Source organism: Azotobacter armeniacus (assembly GCF_054779355.1).
The window spans coordinates 14242-28985 of record NZ_BAAGYK010000116.1 but is presented as its reverse complement, the minus strand read 5'-3'; the positions used below and the strand labels follow the sequence as shown (position 1 = coordinate 28985).

12 protein-coding genes and 3 pseudogenes are annotated in these 14744 nt (G+C 67.2%); 8 read left to right on the top strand and 7 right to left on the bottom strand.

Features of this window, described 5'->3' with window-relative positions; all coding sequences use genetic code 11:
- Positions 1–10 precede the first annotated feature (10 nt).
- Genes ACYVD0_RS15375 through ACYVD0_RS15350 form a run of 6 tightly spaced genes read right to left on the bottom strand, consistent with a single transcriptional unit; the run spans position 11 to position 6649 of the window.
- Positions 11–1342, bottom strand: coding sequence for a DUF58 domain-containing protein (locus ACYVD0_RS15375; protein ID WP_460427613.1), 1332 nt, complete (start codon positions 1340–1342; stop codon positions 11–13).
- Complete coding sequence (locus ACYVD0_RS15370) at positions 1339–2325, bottom strand: AAA family ATPase (protein ID WP_460427612.1); 987 nt, start codon at positions 2323–2325, stop codon at positions 1339–1341. The genes ACYVD0_RS15375 and ACYVD0_RS15370 overlap by 4 nt, the downstream gene beginning before the upstream one ends.
- Positions 2322–3479, bottom strand: coding sequence for a DUF4350 domain-containing protein (locus ACYVD0_RS15365; RefSeq protein ID WP_460427611.1), 1158 nt, complete (start codon positions 3477–3479; stop codon positions 2322–2324). Before ACYVD0_RS15365 ends, ACYVD0_RS15370 begins: the two co-directional genes overlap by 4 nt.
- On the bottom strand, positions 3476–4960 hold the full coding sequence (locus tag ACYVD0_RS15360) for a DUF4129 domain-containing protein (protein WP_460427610.1): 1485 nt from the start codon (positions 4958–4960) through the stop codon (positions 3476–3478). The genes ACYVD0_RS15365 and ACYVD0_RS15360 overlap by 4 nt, the downstream gene beginning before the upstream one ends.
- Positions 4947–5924, bottom strand: coding sequence for a stage II sporulation protein M (locus ACYVD0_RS15355; RefSeq protein WP_460427609.1), 978 nt, complete (start codon positions 5922–5924; stop codon positions 4947–4949). Before ACYVD0_RS15355 ends, ACYVD0_RS15360 begins: the two co-directional genes overlap by 14 nt.
- A complete protein-coding gene (locus tag ACYVD0_RS15350; RefSeq protein ID WP_460427608.1) occupies positions 5921–6649 on the bottom strand; it encodes an RDD family protein in 729 nt (242 codons plus the stop codon). The genes ACYVD0_RS15355 and ACYVD0_RS15350 overlap by 4 nt, the downstream gene beginning before the upstream one ends.
- A gap of 119 nt (positions 6650–6768) precedes the next feature.
- Here ACYVD0_RS15350 and sbcB point away from each other — a divergent pair, with 119 nt between their 5' ends.
- Positions 6769–8199, top strand: coding sequence for an exodeoxyribonuclease I (gene sbcB, locus ACYVD0_RS15345; protein WP_460427607.1), 1431 nt, complete (start codon positions 6769–6771; stop codon positions 8197–8199).
- A gap of 77 nt (positions 8200–8276) precedes the next feature.
- Here sbcB and mvaT read toward each other — a convergent pair whose 3' ends face one another.
- Positions 8277–8657 (bottom strand): DNA binding protein, encoded by a 381-nt coding sequence (mvaT, locus tag ACYVD0_RS15340; RefSeq protein WP_460427606.1) that lies wholly within the window; start codon positions 8655–8657, stop codon positions 8277–8279.
- A gap of 522 nt (positions 8658–9179) precedes the next feature.
- On the opposite strand from mvaT, the gene purU reads away from it, so the two are divergent.
- The 7 genes and pseudogenes from purU (at position 9180) to ACYVD0_RS15305 (ending at position 14744) form a co-directional block, all read left to right on the top strand.
- Positions 9180–10031 carry a formyltetrahydrofolate deformylase gene (gene purU / locus ACYVD0_RS15335; RefSeq protein WP_460427605.1) on the top strand — a complete coding sequence of 284 codons (852 nt, stop codon included), beginning with the start codon at positions 9180–9182 and terminating at the stop codon, positions 10029–10031.
- A gap of 188 nt (positions 10032–10219) precedes the next feature.
- Positions 10220–11033, top strand: a pseudogene (locus ACYVD0_RS15330) (helicase HerA-like domain-containing protein); the annotation flags it as partial.
- A gap of 258 nt (positions 11034–11291) precedes the next feature.
- Positions 11292–12218 carry a type 2 periplasmic-binding domain-containing protein gene (gene pcaQ / locus ACYVD0_RS15325; RefSeq protein ID WP_460427604.1) on the top strand — a complete coding sequence of 309 codons (927 nt, stop codon included), beginning with the start codon at positions 11292–11294 and terminating at the stop codon, positions 12216–12218.
- A gap of 94 nt (positions 12219–12312) precedes the next feature.
- Positions 12313–12921, top strand: a pseudogene (gene pcaH / locus ACYVD0_RS15320) (protocatechuate 3,4-dioxygenase subunit beta); the annotation flags it as partial.
- Positions 12922–12934: 13 nt separating this feature from the next.
- A complete protein-coding gene (pcaG, locus tag ACYVD0_RS15315; protein ID WP_460427603.1) occupies positions 12935–13540 on the top strand; it encodes a protocatechuate 3,4-dioxygenase subunit alpha in 606 nt (201 codons plus the stop codon).
- Positions 13541–13544: 4 nt separating this feature from the next.
- Positions 13545–14052: pseudogene (gene zapE / locus ACYVD0_RS15310) on the top strand (cell division protein ZapE); the annotation flags it as partial.
- The gene (locus tag ACYVD0_RS15305; protein ID WP_460427731.1) at positions 14040–14744 is read left to right on the top strand and encodes a CoA-transferase subunit beta; all 705 of its coding nucleotides are present in this window, start codon (positions 14040–14042) and stop codon (positions 14742–14744) included. The pseudogene zapE and the gene ACYVD0_RS15305, both read left to right, overlap by 13 nt.

The window sequence follows — 14744 nt, the reverse complement described above, 5'->3', positions numbered from 1 at the left end:
CGGCCAGCGCCTACAGCACTCCGGCCCGCTTCCAGGCCAGATAGCGGCCCACCAGCTCGGGGCCCAATTCGGCGGGGCGCACGTCGAGCAGCGGGATGCCCGCCGCCGCCAGGCGCTCGTGCAGAGCTGCGCGGGTGTTCAGATAGTCGACCGTGCCGCAATAGGCCACGGCGTCCGCATGATTTTCCACCGGCATGCGGCACAGCCGGTCGAGCACTTCCTCACGCAAGCTGGCGACCAGCACCCGATGGCGGCGGGCCAGGCGGCGGACTGCCGTCGGCAGCTCGCCGTCGTCCTCGTCGCGCAGGTTGCTCAGGATCACCACCAGGGCGCGGCGGCGTTGGCGGCGCAGCAGCAGGTCCGTCGCGGCGGCGAAATCCGCCGGGCGGCGGGTGGTCTGCAAATCGTGGACGGTGTTGAGCAGGATGTTCAACTGGGCGCCGCCCTTGGCCGGGGCCAGGTAGCGGTCCTGCTCGCCGGCGAGGGTCGCCAGCCCCACCGCGTCGCCCTGGCGCAACGCCACGTAGGTGAGCAACAGGCAGGCGTCGAGGGCGTGGTCGAAGTGGGCGAGCTCACCGTCCCGGCTGCGCATATGCCGGCCGCAGTCGAGCAGGAAGAGGATCTGCTGGTCGCGCTCGTCGTGGTATTCGCGAACGATGGGTGTGTGCTTGCGCGCTGTCGCTTTCCAGTCGAGCTGCCGCAGGGTGTCGCCGTCGCGGAACTCGCGCAGCTGGTGGAAGTCCTGGCCGAGGCCGCGGCGCGGTAGCTGGCGCACGCCGAGGCGGCCGAGCCAGGTGTCCACCGCCATCAGCTGGGCCCGGTAGAGGCGGGTGAAGTCCGGGTAGACGCGGGTCTCGCCAGGCAGTTCCAGATGGCGGCGTCCCTGCCACAGCCCGAGCAGGCTGGGCAAGGCGATCTCACAGCGCAGGAAGCGGAAATGCCCGCGCTCGAGGGGGCGGATCCGGTAGCTGCACTCGGTATGCACGCCAGGCAGCAGTTTCAGGCGCAGCGGCAGAGGTTCGCCGGCCATGCCGGCCGGCAGGTGGTCGAAGATTTCCACGGATAGTGCCAGACGGTAGTCGTGCTCCAGGCTCAGATGCACCTCGCTCCAGCGGCCCTGTGGCAGATGGCCTGGCAGCCGGCGTCTCAGGCGGGGCGAGGGGCGCCAGTGCAGCCAGACGGCATCGAGGCCAGCGAGCAGCAGCAGGGCGAGCAGAAGCCCCCACCAGAGCGCCTCGAGGGTCGGCGACCCCTGGCCGTGCAGGGCCGACTGGGCACCGAGCGGCAGGGCGGCGAGGAACAGTGCAGCGAGCAGGGCGAGGAGCCGGCGCGACGGCTTCATGGCCGCGGCACCGCGACCTGGTCGAGCAACTGCTGCAGCACCTGGTCCACCGACAGACCCTCGATGTCCAGCTCCGGCGCCAGGCATACGCGGTGGCGCAGCACGGCTAGGGCGCAGCCCTTGATGTCGTCGGGGAGCACGAAGTCGCCGCCGCGCAGCAGGGCGCGGGCCCGGCTGCAGCGCACCAGGTCGATCGATGCGCGCGGCCCGGCGCCCAGGGTCAGGCCGGACCACTCGCGGGTATGGCGCACCAGGCGCACGGCGTAGTCGAGCACCTGCTCGTCGAGCGGTAGCTCGCTGGCCAGTTGCTGCAGCGCCAGCACGTCGGCGGCTTGCAGCAGGGGACGCAGCGAGGCGACCTCGAGCATGTCGGCGCGGGTCGAGTGGGCAACCTGGCGGACCAGGGCCAACTCGTCCGCGGCCTCCGGGTAGTCCATGCGCAGCTTGAGCATGAAGCGGTCCAGTTCGGCCTCCGGCAGCGGGTAGGTGCCTTCCTGCTCGATCGGGTTCTGTGTGGCCAGCACCAGAAACGGCTGCGGCACCGGCAGGGCGCGGCCTTCCAAGGTTACCTGGCGTTCCTGCATGACCTCCAGCAGGGCCGCCTGGGTCTTGGCCGGGGCACGGTTGATCTCGTCGGCGAGCAGCAGATGGGTGAACACCGGCCCCTTGCGCAGCCTGAACTGTTCGCTGTGCAGGTCATATACGGCATGCCCGGTGACGTCGCTGGGCATCAGGTCGGGGGTGAACTGTATGCGCCCGAAGTCGCCGCCGAAGCAGCGTGCCAGGGCCCGTACCAGCAGGGTCTTGCCCAGTCCCGGAACGCCTTCGACGAGGACGTGGCCGTTGGCGATCAGCGCGGTCAGCAGGTCGTCGATGGCCGCCTGCTGGCCGATCACCGCCTTGCGGATCTCCTCGCGCAGGGCCTGGAGCAGCTGGCCGGCCTGCTGGCGGGAGAGCGTCGGGGGAGAGCTGGCATCGTTCATAGGGCGTTCCTGAGTCGTTGCAGGTCGGCGACCTGGCGGGTGAAGTCGGCGGCGGACAGCGCCTTGCCTGGCGGCCGCATGAGCTGGCCGATGTGCTCCGCCGGCATCTGCCCGAGCCGGGCGAGTAGCTGCCACTGCCCGTCTTCGGGCAGTTCGGCGAAGCGCGGGGCGCGGTGTCCGGCGCGGCGCCGAATGTCCTGCTGCAGTCCTTGCAGCAGGCTGGCCTGGCCGCAGCGGCGGAGCAGGAAATCGGCACCGGCGCGCAGGTGCTCCTCCAACTGCCGGCGCGCCGGGCGGGCGGCCGGCAGCGGCGGGCCCTGGCGCAGGCCGGCGTGCCACAACAAGCCACCGACCAGCAGGGCCAGCGCCAGCAGGGCCGCGGGGAAATGGCGCAGCAGCAGGGTCGCCAGGCCGTCGCTGGCGACCCGGTAGACCAGGGTGACTTGGCTGTCCCGGCTCAGGTACCAGAGCAGCCAGGCGTGGTCATGGGCGCCGATTCCCGGAGTCTCCCAGATCCAGGCGTCGGTCAGCACCGTGGCGCTGCCCCGCCCGTGATGCACCTGCAGCAGATGGGTGGCCTCGCCGCTGTTGGCCCAGGCATAGGCGCGGTTGCGGCTGTCGTATAGGTGAAAGGCATTGTCGAAAGCCAGATAGGCCGGCGTCTTTTCATTCAGCAGGTAGAAGCGGGCCAGTTCCGACCGGCGTCGAACCATGTCCCATGGCTCGCCGATGGCCAGATCCGTGCTGAGATACTGCTGGATGCCCAGCCCGTCCAGTAGCAGGTCGCCGCTACGACCGGCCTTCTCGTCCCATAGCCGCTCGGCGACGAATACCAGGCGCCCGCCGGCCGCTGTCCACTCGAGCACCCGCTCGGCCTGGCGCGGGCTCATGTGCCCGCGTCCGCCGAGCAGCAGCAGGGTTTGGGCGTGCCCGGGGCGGGCCGCAAGGGCTTCCAGTCCGCCAGCGCGACGCACCTCGAGGCCCTGGTGGCGCAGGAAGAGTTCGGCGGCCAGGTAGGGATTGGCGCGAGCTTGCGGCGTCGGGCCGCGCTCAACGATTTCCCGGTAGGGATGCAACTGGCCGAGCAGCCAGGCCCCCAGCAGCGCCAGGGCCAGCCCGACGCTTGCTCCGACGAGGTGGCGTCGTTCGCTCATGCCGCTCGCCCGGCGCCGAACTGGCGCCGCCAGGCGGCGAGCAGTTCGTCCTTCAGTCCGGCCGGCGGCGGACGCCGGCCATAGGCGAGATTCTGCCAGTGCCGGGTCAGGGTTTCGGCAAGGTTCTGCAGCTCGCGCTGGTTCAGCCGGCGGATCCGACGCAATATCTCGCCCTCGGTATCGGCCTCGCTCAGCGGCAGGCGGTAATCCTCGCGCAGGCGTTCGAGCAGGCCGCGGTAGAGCAGGGCGAGCGCCTGTCCGGGATCGCCGGCCCACAGCCGCTCGGCCTCCTCGGCGATGTCCGAAGGCAGCGCAGGCGGCTCGGGCCGGGATGCAGAATGTGCGACCGGTGGCGGCGGGGGACACCGGGCGGACGGCACGTTGCGTCCGGCGAAGGCCGCCAGCCAGTCGCGGTAGCGCCAGGCCAGCAGCACCGCACCGGCGCTGGCAGCCGTCCAGAGGAGGATTTCCAGAGCCCCGGCCAGCCAGCGGGCGAGGCCAAGGGGAGCGAACGGCTGGGCGTCGGCGTCCGGTGCCTGCGGCGGCTCGCCGAACCGCCAGCGGGTGGTCTCCTTGCGCTGGCTGAAGGGCGGTTGCCCGAGCAGGGCCCGGATGTCCGCGCGGGCCACCTGGCGGTTCGGCGCCTGGGCTGGCGGCTGGGCGAAGGCCGTGCCGGGAAGCTGCGTGAGTACGAGGCCGGCGGCGAGCAGCAGGACGCCGGCCGCGCCGTTCAGGCGCCGGCGCAGGCGGTGGAAGGCCACTTCGAGGTCCCAGGCCTCGAGGTGCACACGGCGATTCAGGTAGAGGCTGAAGCCGCAGGCGACATACAGCGGCTCCCAGACCATCAGCACCAGGGCATAGAGCCCGTTGGTCAGATGCTCCAGCCAAAGCCAGTCCGGCGGCGTGCTGTCCAGCAGGTGCTGCCAGTCGAGGTCGACGCTCGCCTGCGCCGGCAGCAGCAGATAAAGGAAGGCCAGCAGGCCGAGCCAGAGTGCCAGCTCCAAGTGCAGGCCGACCAGGGTCAGCCAGCCGGCGCCGCGCTTGCCGCTTCCTGCCGCGAGAACTGCGCGGCGCTGCTGCAGTTCCTTGCTGGTGAGCCCCTCGAGCAGCAGTACCGGCAAATCGAAGCTGCGTGTCAGGCTGAAGCGGCGCCGGGTCAGGCTGGCCAGCAGTTCCGCGCGGAACAGGCTGGGCAGGGCGCGCAGGGTTTCGCCCAAGCGCGGCGTCTCGCCGAACAGGGCGCGGGAGAGGATGAACAGCGGCAGGCGCTCGCCGAGAGGCTTCAGCCACCAGAAGATCAGCAGGGCCCAGCCGGGGCTCTCCCAGAGCAGCAGGCTGAGCAGGGCCAGCAGCGGCAGTCCGGGCAGCGCCCAGGCGAGCATCAGCAGGCCGGCATGGCGCCGTGCCAGCAGTACGCCAAGGTCCATGGCTTCCCAGGGGCTGCGTGGTCGGAGGACCGCGACGCTGTCAGTCGGGCGCATGGCGTGCGCGTCCTGCCAGCAGGAAGTAGGCCGCCACCAGCAGCCAGAGCAGGATGCCGACCGCGTACTTGAGCGGCGCCCCGGTGAAGGTCATGGACGACCAGTAGGCCTCGACGAAGGCAGCGATCAGCAGGAGTAGCAGTACTCCAGCGACCAGCCGCACGCTGCGTGCCGCGGCCTGGCGCAAGGCCTCGCTGCGCGGCAGACGGCCGGGGGCAAACAGGGCCCAGCCGAGCTTGAGACCGGCGGCGCCGGCGAAGGTAATGGCGGTCAGCTCGAAGGCGCCGTGGCCGATCACGAACGCCCAGAAGGTGTCGGTGTAACCAATGCCGGTCAGATGGCCGGCCACCGCACCGATGGACAGGCCGTTGATGAGCAGGAAGAACAGACTGCCGAGGCCGAACAGCAGGCCGCTGGCGAAGGTCTGGAAGGCAATGCCGAAGTTGTTCATGACGTAGTAGCCGAACATCATCCAGTCGGTGGCGGAGCTGCGTTCGCCGAAGCGGCCGAGGCGGCTGGCGTCGGGATCGTACATGGCCTCCAGCTGCGCCACCTGATCGGGGGCGAGCAGGCTGTAGACCAGCTCTGGAAACAGGTAGACGAGCAGGCCCATGACGAACAGGCTGCCGTAGAACAGCAGGCTGGCGGCCAGCACCAGGCGCCATTCCTCGCGCACCAGGCGCGGGAAGCCGCCGAGCAGGAAGCCGATGCATTGCGCACCTAGGCGACTGCGGTGGCGGTAGAACTGGCGGTGGCCGCGCAGCGCTAGCTGCTGCAGTTGTTCGACCAGCCGGCTGCCGTAGCCGCGCTCCTCGGCCAGCGCCAACTGACGGCAGAGACGCCGGTAGGCGGCGGGGAAGTGAAGGCTGTCCGGCCCGGGTCTGCCGTGCTCGAGGGCTTCGAGCTGGCAGGCGAAGTCCCGCCAGTCGGCCTGGTGACGCCGTTCGAATGGGCTCTGCTTCATAGCGGGCCCATGAGTTCGCGGGCGATGCCGAGGAGCCGGGCCTCGGCCTGCTCCTCTGGCACCCGCAGCGACCCGGCGAGAATTCCCGCCAGTTCGCGGCGGCGCCCGGCGGACAGCCTGGCCTGGCGTTCGGCGAAGGCGAGCAGGGCGCGCTGCTCGTCCGCCTGCAGGGCGAAGGGCGCCGGCTGCGCAGAGACCTCGGGCAGGGATGGGCGCGGCTGCGGTCGTTCCCGGTAGACCACCAGGGTGCCGGCGGCCAAGTCGCCCAGGCGCTTGAATGCCGGATGGGTGAGACAGCTGAGGATGCCCAGGGTGTAGCCGAACGGCAGCAGATCGACGAAGCGCAGCAGGTTGCGGGTCAGCGAGGCGGCCCAGCCGACCGGGGTGCCGTCGTCGAGCAGCACCTGCAGGCCGAGCAGCTGCTTGCCGGGCGAGCGGCCCTGGTTGAGCACCTCGAAGAGCACCATATACCACCAGGTGATGAGGAAGAAGAGCAGGCTGGCCAGGCCCATGCCTAACTCGCCGAACTGGCCGAGGCCGAAGAAGGTCAGCAGCAGGAGCAGACCGCGGATCACCAGATCGACGGCGAAGGCGAGGGCGCGTGGCACCAGGCCGGCCGGATGCAGCATGAGGTCGATACCTTCCGGTGTCTCCACCGGGTAGCGGGTATCCAGGGGCGCCTGCCGGGCTGCGCCGACACAGGGCTGGGCGAGGGGCGCAGACATCGGTTGACCGTGCTCGGGAAAGCCCGATGCTAGCCAGCCTCCGGCTGCCAGGCAACCGCGCCGGCCCGGTCCAGGGCGAATGTTAGACTTGCGCCACTCCATCGATGGGAATCCCCTCAGTGACCTCCAGCATATTCTGGTATGACTACGAAACCACCGGCATCAATCCGCGCTGTGACCGTCCCCTGCAGGTGGCGGGGATCCGCACCGACCAAGACCTCAACGAGATCGACACGCCGCTTAATCTCTACTGCCGACCAGCTGACGACATCCTGCCGCATCCGGCGGCCTGCCTGGTCACCGGCATCACGCCGGACCTGCTGGCCGAGCGCGGGCTATGCGAGGCCGAGTTCGTGACCCGCTTGCACGCCGAGCTGGCTCGCCCCGGCACCTGTACGGCAGGCTACAACAGTCTGCGCTTCGACGACGAGATCAGCCGTTACTCGTTCTACCGCAACTTCTTCGATCCCTACGCGCGCGAGTGGCAGGGCGGCAACAGCCGCTGGGATCTGATCGACCTGCTGCGCACCGCCTACGCCCTACGCCCCGAGGGCATCCACTGGCCGCAGGAAGAGGGCCGGGTCACCCTCCGGCTGGAGCGGCTGACTGCGGCCAACGGCATTGATCACGGCCAGGCCCACGATGCCCTGGCCGACGTGCGCGCGACAATCGCCCTGGCTAGGCTGCTGCGCGAGCGCCAGCCCAGGCTGTATGGCTATCTCTACCAGCTGCGCAGCAAGCAGCGGGTGCTGGAGCAGATCAAGCTGTTGCATCCCCTGCTGCATGTCTCCGGGCGTTTCGCCGCCGAGCGCAGCTACTTGGCGGTGGTCCTGCCACTGGCCTGGCATCCGTCCAACCGTAATGCCCTGATCGTCTGCGACCTACAGGTCGACCCGGCGCCGCTGCTCGAGCTAGATGCGAAAGTTCTGCGCCGGCGCCTGTATACCCGTCGCGAAGAGCTGGCGGCCGATGAATTGCCGGTACCCCTGAAACTCGTGCATATTAATCGTTGTCCGGTATTGGCGCCCTTGTCGGTATTGCGGAAAGAGGATATCGGGCGTCTGCAACTGGACATGGCCGAATGCCGAAATCGCGCGGACTTGTTGTGTGCGGCAAAAAGCCTCTGGCAGGAAAAACTGCCTCAAATTTATGTCGGCGATGAATTTCCCGTCAGTGAGGACCCGGAGCAGCAGTTGTATGGCGGATTCTTCGGTGAGCGGGACCGGCGTCTTTGCGAACAGGTGCGCCGTGCCGAGCCCCAAAGTCTGGGCAGGAAAAACTGGGAATTCGACGACGCACGCCTCTCCGAGTTGCTGTTCCGCTATCGGGCACGCAATTTCCCGGAAACTTTGACGGTGGTCGAACGCGAGTGTTGGAGGGAATTCTGCCAGCGGCGTCTGAACGACGCTGCCTGGGGAGCACCCAATACGCTGGAGGACTTCAATACGCAGCTGGAACAAATGCTCGCGCAGGCGGGCGGCGAACAGCTGGCAATACTCGCGGCCTGGCGTGAATATGCACGGCAGTTGCGTGAGCGCTATGCCGTGTGAGGTATTGGGCTAAATCAGGACTGATAAAGGAACGCCGGCAGAACCGGCGTTTCTTTTGCTATCCGGCAATTTCCTGCTCAGTCGAGCAGAGTGGCCCAGCCCTCGACGACATCGGCGCCATACTGGGCTTTCCATTCCTTCAGGGTTTTATGATTGCCCCCTTTGGTTTCTATGGTTTCACCGGTATAGGGATTCTTGTACTGCTTGACCTTGCGTGCGCGCTTGGTGGGCGCAGGGGCGGGCTTGGCGCTGCGCCCACCACGCGCGGTCTTGGCATCCGGATCGAGTAGGGCATTGACGTCACGCAGGGACTTTTGATATTCCCCCATTAGCTTGCGCAGTTTGCCTTCGAATTCCAGTTCCTTCTGCAGCTTGTCGTCTTGGGAAAGATTCTTCAGGCGCTCCTGAAGCTCCTTGATGGCCTCTTCGGTGGCGCGGTATTCGTTGATCAGGGACATTTTACTTACCTTGAACCCCCGGCGGGGTGACTAGACGAGTTCTGGGACAATGATAGTCAGGCATTGTTGGCAAGTAAATAACCTAGAAAACTTTGTTCAACTTTAATTGCAGCCTTTGTCGCAGCCTGCAGAAAGTCGTGGCAGAAATAGCCGGAGCGAAATTTTATAGATCGCTAATACTTGGGCGAAGTCGGCGGTGGCGCGAGTCTGGCCATGAGGGCAGGCAATAGAGTCGCCGGCGTGGTCGTCGAGGTGAATGCTGAAAAACTCGAGTCCGTAGCCGTCGGGCTATTAAAGGTGTTTGGGCAACAGTTCCGTCGCGTCTTGTTTGATGTGCCGGCTCAATCTGGGGCAGCATTGCGATATTCATCATTTATCCGACGGCGCAGTGCTATTCGGCTGTGGCCCGGAGTATTGCGGGAGCTTGTCCGGCCGATTTTCCCATGCTGCCTGGGGGTTACTGAAGTTTTCCAGCGCTGTGGCTAAAATGGTGTTTTCGCGAGTTCTGGAGTTGCCCCCATCATGCATACATTTCGGCTGGTGATCGCCTGCCCCGACCGGGTCGGCATCGTCGCCAAGGTCAGTAACTTCCTGGCCACCTACAACGGCTGGATCACCGAGGCGAGCCACCATTCGGATACCCAGAGCGGCTGGTTCTTCATGCGCCATGAAATCCGCGCGGATTCCCTGCCGTTCGACCTAGAGGAGTTCCGCCACGCCTTCGCCCCGATCGCCCGCGAGTTTTCCATGAAGTGGCGAGTCGCCGATTCGAGCCGGCTCAAGCGCGTGGTGCTGATGGCCAGCCGCGAATCGCACTGCCTGGCCGACCTGCTGCACCGCTGGCACAGTGGCGAGCTGGATTGCGAGATTCCCTGCGTGATAGCCAACCATGACGAGCTGCGCAGCATGGTCGAGTGGCATGGCATTCCTTATTACCATGTTCCGGTCGACCCGCAGAACAAGGAGCCGGCCTTCGCCGAGGTGTCCCGACTGGTCCGGGAGCATGCCGCTGACACCGTGGTGCTGGCTCGCTACATGCAAATCCTGCCGCCGCAACTGTGCCGCGAGTTCGCCATGCAGGTCATCAACATTCACCACAGCTTCCTGCCGTCCTTCGTCGGTGCCCGGCCCTATCACCAGGCCTCGCTGCGGGGGGTGAAGCTGATCGGCGCGACCTGCCACTACGTCACCGAGGAGCTGGACGCCGGCCCGATCATCGAGCAGGACGTGGTGCGCATCACTCACCGGGACAGCGTCGAGGACATGGTGCGGCTGGGCAAGGACGTGGAGAAGATGGTGCTGTCCCGTGGACTACGCTATCACCTCGAGGACCGGGTGCTGGTGCACGACAACCGCACGGTGGTGTTCGCCTGAGGCTGTTCTGACTCAGGCGGGGCCGGAGTCTCCGTTCGGGCAGCGGTTTCCAGCTCATGCGAGACCGCCTCGAAGAGCTTTTCGCCCACGGGCGTTCATTCCAGGCAAGAGCCATGCCCGATGCCACTGTCTTCATCTTCGGTGCCGACCCTTCCGGGGCCGGTTTCCCAGTTCTTTCGCCTGGCGCCCGCGAAGGTTTGCTGCTGCTCGACCTGAAGGATTTCAAGGCGTTGCTCGATTACCTGCGGGACGATCCACAGCGCCTCGGCGAGGACCGTGCACTGTTTACCCCACCCTCGGCCCAGGCGCTGCTGCGTCGTCTGGCGACCCTCGAGCAGCAGAGCGTCGAGGCGTTGTTCGGCGAGCCGGCCCTGCAACTGGACGATCCGCTGCAGCCGGAGGCGGGCGGCCGTGGCGTCGTCCATCTGCTCGACGCCAGCCGCCTGGTGCACGAGTCATCCAAGGTCTACGCGACCTTCCTGCTCTGGCTGCTGGCCGAGCTGTTCGAGCAGCTGCCCGAGCGCGGCGATGCCGAGTGGCTGCTGCTGGGGCTGTTCTTCGACGAGGCCCACCTGCTCTTCGCCGCGCCGAAGGCCCTGCAAGAGCGCCTCGAACAGGTGGTGCGGCTGATCCGCTCGAAGGGCGTGGGCGTGTATTTCGTCACCCAGTTGCCGGGCGACCTGCCGGACGGCATCCTCGCAGCACGGCCTGCGTGCTTACACTGTGCGCGAGCAGAAGGCCCTGCGTGCGGTCGCCGAGGGGTTTCGCTCCAACCCGGCCTTCGAAATCCTGGAGGCGCTGGCCGGCCTGGGCATCGGTGAAGCCTTGGTCGCCACTCTGGAGGAGAAGGGCGCGCCGGCCATGGTGCAGCGCGTGGCCATCGCCCCGCCGCAGTCGCGCATCGGTCCGCTGAGCGAGGCCGAGCGCATCGAGTTGATCCGCCAATCGCCGCTGCGCGGACGCTATGACCAGCCGGTCGACCGGAACTCGGCCTACGAACTGCTCGGCAGTTTGCTCGATCGGACTATGAAGAGCGCCGTCCGTCGGCCGCCAACCAGCTCGGCCGGGAGCTGATGAGCGGCCTGCTGGGCTCGCTGCTGGGCGGCAAGCGCCGCTGAGCGGGGCGAGGCGCAAGCGGGCAGCCGGCAAACCGGGCGTCGGCGAAGCGCCTTGGCGGGGCTGGCGGGATTGTCGGAAAATCCCGCGCCAAGCCTCCGCCGCGGAGACACTCTCTGCCGGGCCGACCATCGGGGGCAGCTCATGCTTGTCGACAGCCGCATCAAATTCCGCCATCTGGTCAGCTTCCTCGAAGTGGCCCGCCAGCGCAGCTTCGCCAAGGCGGCGGACGCCCTGGCCGTGTCCCAGCCGGCGATGTCCAAGACTCTCAAGGAGCTGGAGGAGATCCTCGACGCCCGACTGTTCGAGCGCAGCAAGTCCGGGGTTTCGCTGACCCCGGCGGGGATCACCTTCCTGCGCTATGCCGGGCCCTGCGTGCAGGCCCTGCGCGACGGCGTCAACACCCTGCGCGGCGACAGCCAGGCCGGCGGGGTGGTGCGCGTCGGGGTGCTCTCGACGGTGGAGAGCCAGGTGGTGCCGGAAGTGGTGCTGCGCCTGCACCGCAACCACCCGGCGCTGGTGGTCAGCGTCGCCACTGGCCTCAGCGCCTACCTGCTTTCGCAGCTACGGGGCGGCGAACTGGACCTGGTGGTGGGACGGATGACCGACAGCCCGGAAATCCGCGGGCTGACCTTCGAGCACCTGTACAGCGAGTCCATGGCGCTAGTGGTCCGGCCCGGGCACCCGCTGCTTGATGCCGATCTGTCCGACTTGGCGCCGCTGGGCGACTACCCGCTGATCCTGCCGCTGGCCGGGACCACCATCCGCCAGTATGCCGATAGCTTCTTCGTCCAGTGCGGCATTCCCCTGCCGGCACAGCGCCTGGAAACCCTCTCGCCGGCGCTGAGCCGCCGCTATGTGCTGTCCAGCGACGCGCTCTGGCTGGCGCCGCTGGATGCGGTGCGCCTGGACCTGCAGGCCGGCGAACTGGTCGAGCTGGCGTTGGGCGCGCGCGAAGCCGGCGGCTCGATCGGCTTCTGCTGGAACTCGGCGCTGCCGCTGCCGCTGGCCGCGCAGTGGTTTTGCGACGAGCTGCGGCAGGTAGCCAAGGAGCTGAGTGGGGGGAATTGATACATAACCATTTGGTTATGTTTGCGGGCGTTCTTTTCAATTTTCATCGGGACGTGGCGGTGTGACACTTTGCCTCGCATAGCCGCCTTGCGGTCTGGCGACTCCACAATCCCTGTCGGAAACCACCGGTCCGGACTTCACCCATCTGAAGATGGGCAAGTACGACAACGACCTGCTGCTCAACTTCAACCACGGCGGCCTGCCGGTCGGCGAGCGCGTCATCATGTGCGGCCGGGTGCTTGACCCGTACGGCAATCCGGGTCCACACACCCTGGTGGAAATGTGGCAGGCCAACGCCGGTGGCCGCTACCGTCACAAGAACGACAGCTACCTGGCGCCGCTGGACCCGAACTTCGGTGGTGTCGGTCGCACCCTGACCGACGCGGACGGCTACTACTATTTCCGTACTATCAAGCCAGGTCCCTATCCTTGGCGCAATGGCCCGAACGAATGGCGCCCGTCGCACATCCACGTGTCCATCAGCGGCCCGTCGATCTCCACCAAGCTGATCACCCAGATGTACTTCGAGGGTGACCCGCTGATTCCGAAGTGCCCGATCGTCCGCGCCATCGCCAACCCGGCTGCCGTCGAAACCCTGACTGGCCGCCTGGACCTGAGCAGCAACGTGCCCATGGACTGCCTGGCGTACCGTTTCAACATCGTGCTGCGTGGCCGGCGTCAGACCCGTTTCGAGAATCAGTGAGAAGGAGCCGGCCATGAAATACGAACTGCTGCCGGAAACCCCCTCGCAAACCGCCGGTCCCTATGTGCACATCGGCCTGGCCGGCGCCGCTGCCGGCAACCCGACCCGCGAACAGGAAATCTGGAACGAGATGGCCAAGGATGACGCCGCAGACGAGCACATCATCCTGATCTGCAAGGTCATCGACGGTAACGGTCACCTAGTCCGCGACTCCTACTTGGAGCTCTGGCAGGCCAACCATGAAGGCGTCTACGACACTGCTTACGATCTGGAGAGGTCCTTCAACGGCTTCGCCCGCACCGCGACTATCTTTGATGCCGGCGAATGGACCGTGAAGACCATCAAGCCGGGCGTGGTGAAGAACGCCGCCGGCAAGCCGATGGCGCCGCACATCAGCGTGTCGCTGTTCGCCCGCGGCATCAACATCCAGCTGCAGACCCGCCTCTACTTCGACGACGAAGTCGAGGCCAACGCCGCCGATCCGGTGCTGAACCTGATCGAGCAGCCGGAGCGTCGCAAGACCCTGATCGCCAGACGTTGCGAAGTGGACGGCAAGACCTCCTACCGCTTCGACATCCGCATCCAGGGCGAAGGGGAAACGGTGTTCTTTGACTTCTGAGGTCATGCACCGGCCGGCGCCCGCGCAAGCGGTGCGCCGGCACTTTGTAGAGCGACTGGCGGCGTCGGGCTTTCAAGCCGACGCCGCGCAGTCGTTTGCGCTCGACCAACTGGCCGAGTGGCTGGAAGAGCTGCTGGGTGGCCGGCGCAGCTGGCTGCGCCGGCCCGTCACCGGCCTTTACCTGTGGGGTGGGGTGTGGCAAGAGCTTCGTCATGGACTGCTTCTTCCAGGCCGCGCCGCTGACAGCCAAGCGCCGCGTGCACTTCCACGCCTTTTTGCAGGAGCTGCAGGTGCGTCTGCTGGCCCACACGGGGCAACCCGATCCCCTGGCGCGGGTCGCCGGGGAACTGGCTGGCGAGGTGCGCCTGCTCTGCTTCGACGAACTTCACGTGCATGACATCGGCGACGCCATCCTCCTCGGGCGTCTGCTCGAGGCACTGCTGCAGGCGCGGGTGGGGGTGGGGCTGGTGATCACCTCCAACTATGCGCCGCTAGCGCTCTGTCCGAACCCGCCGCCCGCCGCCCGCCGCCCGCCGCCCGCCTGGGCAACGGCAGCGTCTGCTTCGTCGGCATCGGCCTGCCGTCCAAGGCTGCCAACCTGGCCCGGCTGACCCACGCTCCGGAAGTGGTGCTGATCTACGAATCCGGCCCGATCGGCGCCAAGCCTTCCGTGCTGCCGTTGTCCATCGGCGACGGCGAGCTGGCCGAAACCGCCGACACCGTGGTCCCGACCGGCGAGGTCTTCCGCTACTGGCTGCAGGGCGGGCGCATCGACGTCGGCTTCCTCGGCGCGGCCCAGGTCGACAAGTACGGCAACATCAACACCACGGTGATCGGCGACTACCACCAGCCGAAGGTGCGCCTGCCCGGCGCCGGCGGCGCGCCGGAGATCGCAGGCAGCGCGAAGAAGGTGCTGATCATCCGCAAGCAGTCGCACCGCACCTTCGTCGACAAGCTGGCCTTCATCACCTCGGTTGGCCACGGCGAGGGCGGCGACCACCGCAAGCAGCTCGGCCTGCTCGGTGCCGGTCCCGTGGCGATCATCACCGCCCTGCACCCGGGCGTGACCCGCGAGCAGGTGATCGAGAACACCGGCTGGCAGATCCGCTTCGCCGACCGGGTGGCGGTGACCGAGGCGCCGACCGAGACCGAGCTGGTCGCCCTGCGCGATCTGGAAGCCCGTACGGCCGCTGCCCACGGGTGA

Coding starts and splice junctions, on each gene's coding strand:
- ACYVD0_RS15355 (WP_460427609.1), bottom strand. CDS start 5,924: ATGAAGCAGAGCCCATTCGAACGGCGTCACCAGGCCGACTGGCGGGAC.
- pcaG (WP_460427603.1), top strand. CDS start 12,935: ATGAAATACGAACTGCTGCCGGAAACCCCCTCGCAAACCGCCGGTCCC.
- pcaQ (WP_460427604.1), top strand. CDS start 11,292: ATGCTTGTCGACAGCCGCATCAAATTCCGCCATCTGGTCAGCTTCCTC.
- mvaT (WP_460427606.1), bottom strand. CDS start 8,657: ATGTCCCTGATCAACGAATACCGCGCCACCGAAGAGGCCATCAAGGAG.
- purU (WP_460427605.1), top strand. CDS start 9,180: ATGCATACATTTCGGCTGGTGATCGCCTGCCCCGACCGGGTCGGCATC.
- ACYVD0_RS15360 (WP_460427610.1), bottom strand. CDS start 4,960: ATGCGCCCGACTGACAGCGTCGCGGTCCTCCGACCACGCAGCCCCTGG.
- ACYVD0_RS15365 (WP_460427611.1), bottom strand. CDS start 3,479: ATGAGCGAACGACGCCACCTCGTCGGAGCAAGCGTCGGGCTGGCCCTG.
- ACYVD0_RS15375 (WP_460427613.1), bottom strand. CDS start 1,342: ATGAAGCCGTCGCGCCGGCTCCTCGCCCTGCTCGCTGCACTGTTCCTC.
- ACYVD0_RS15370 (WP_460427612.1), bottom strand. CDS start 2,325: ATGAACGATGCCAGCTCTCCCCCGACGCTCTCCCGCCAGCAGGCCGGC.
- ACYVD0_RS15350 (WP_460427608.1), bottom strand. CDS start 6,649: ATGTCTGCGCCCCTCGCCCAGCCCTGTGTCGGCGCAGCCCGGCAGGCG.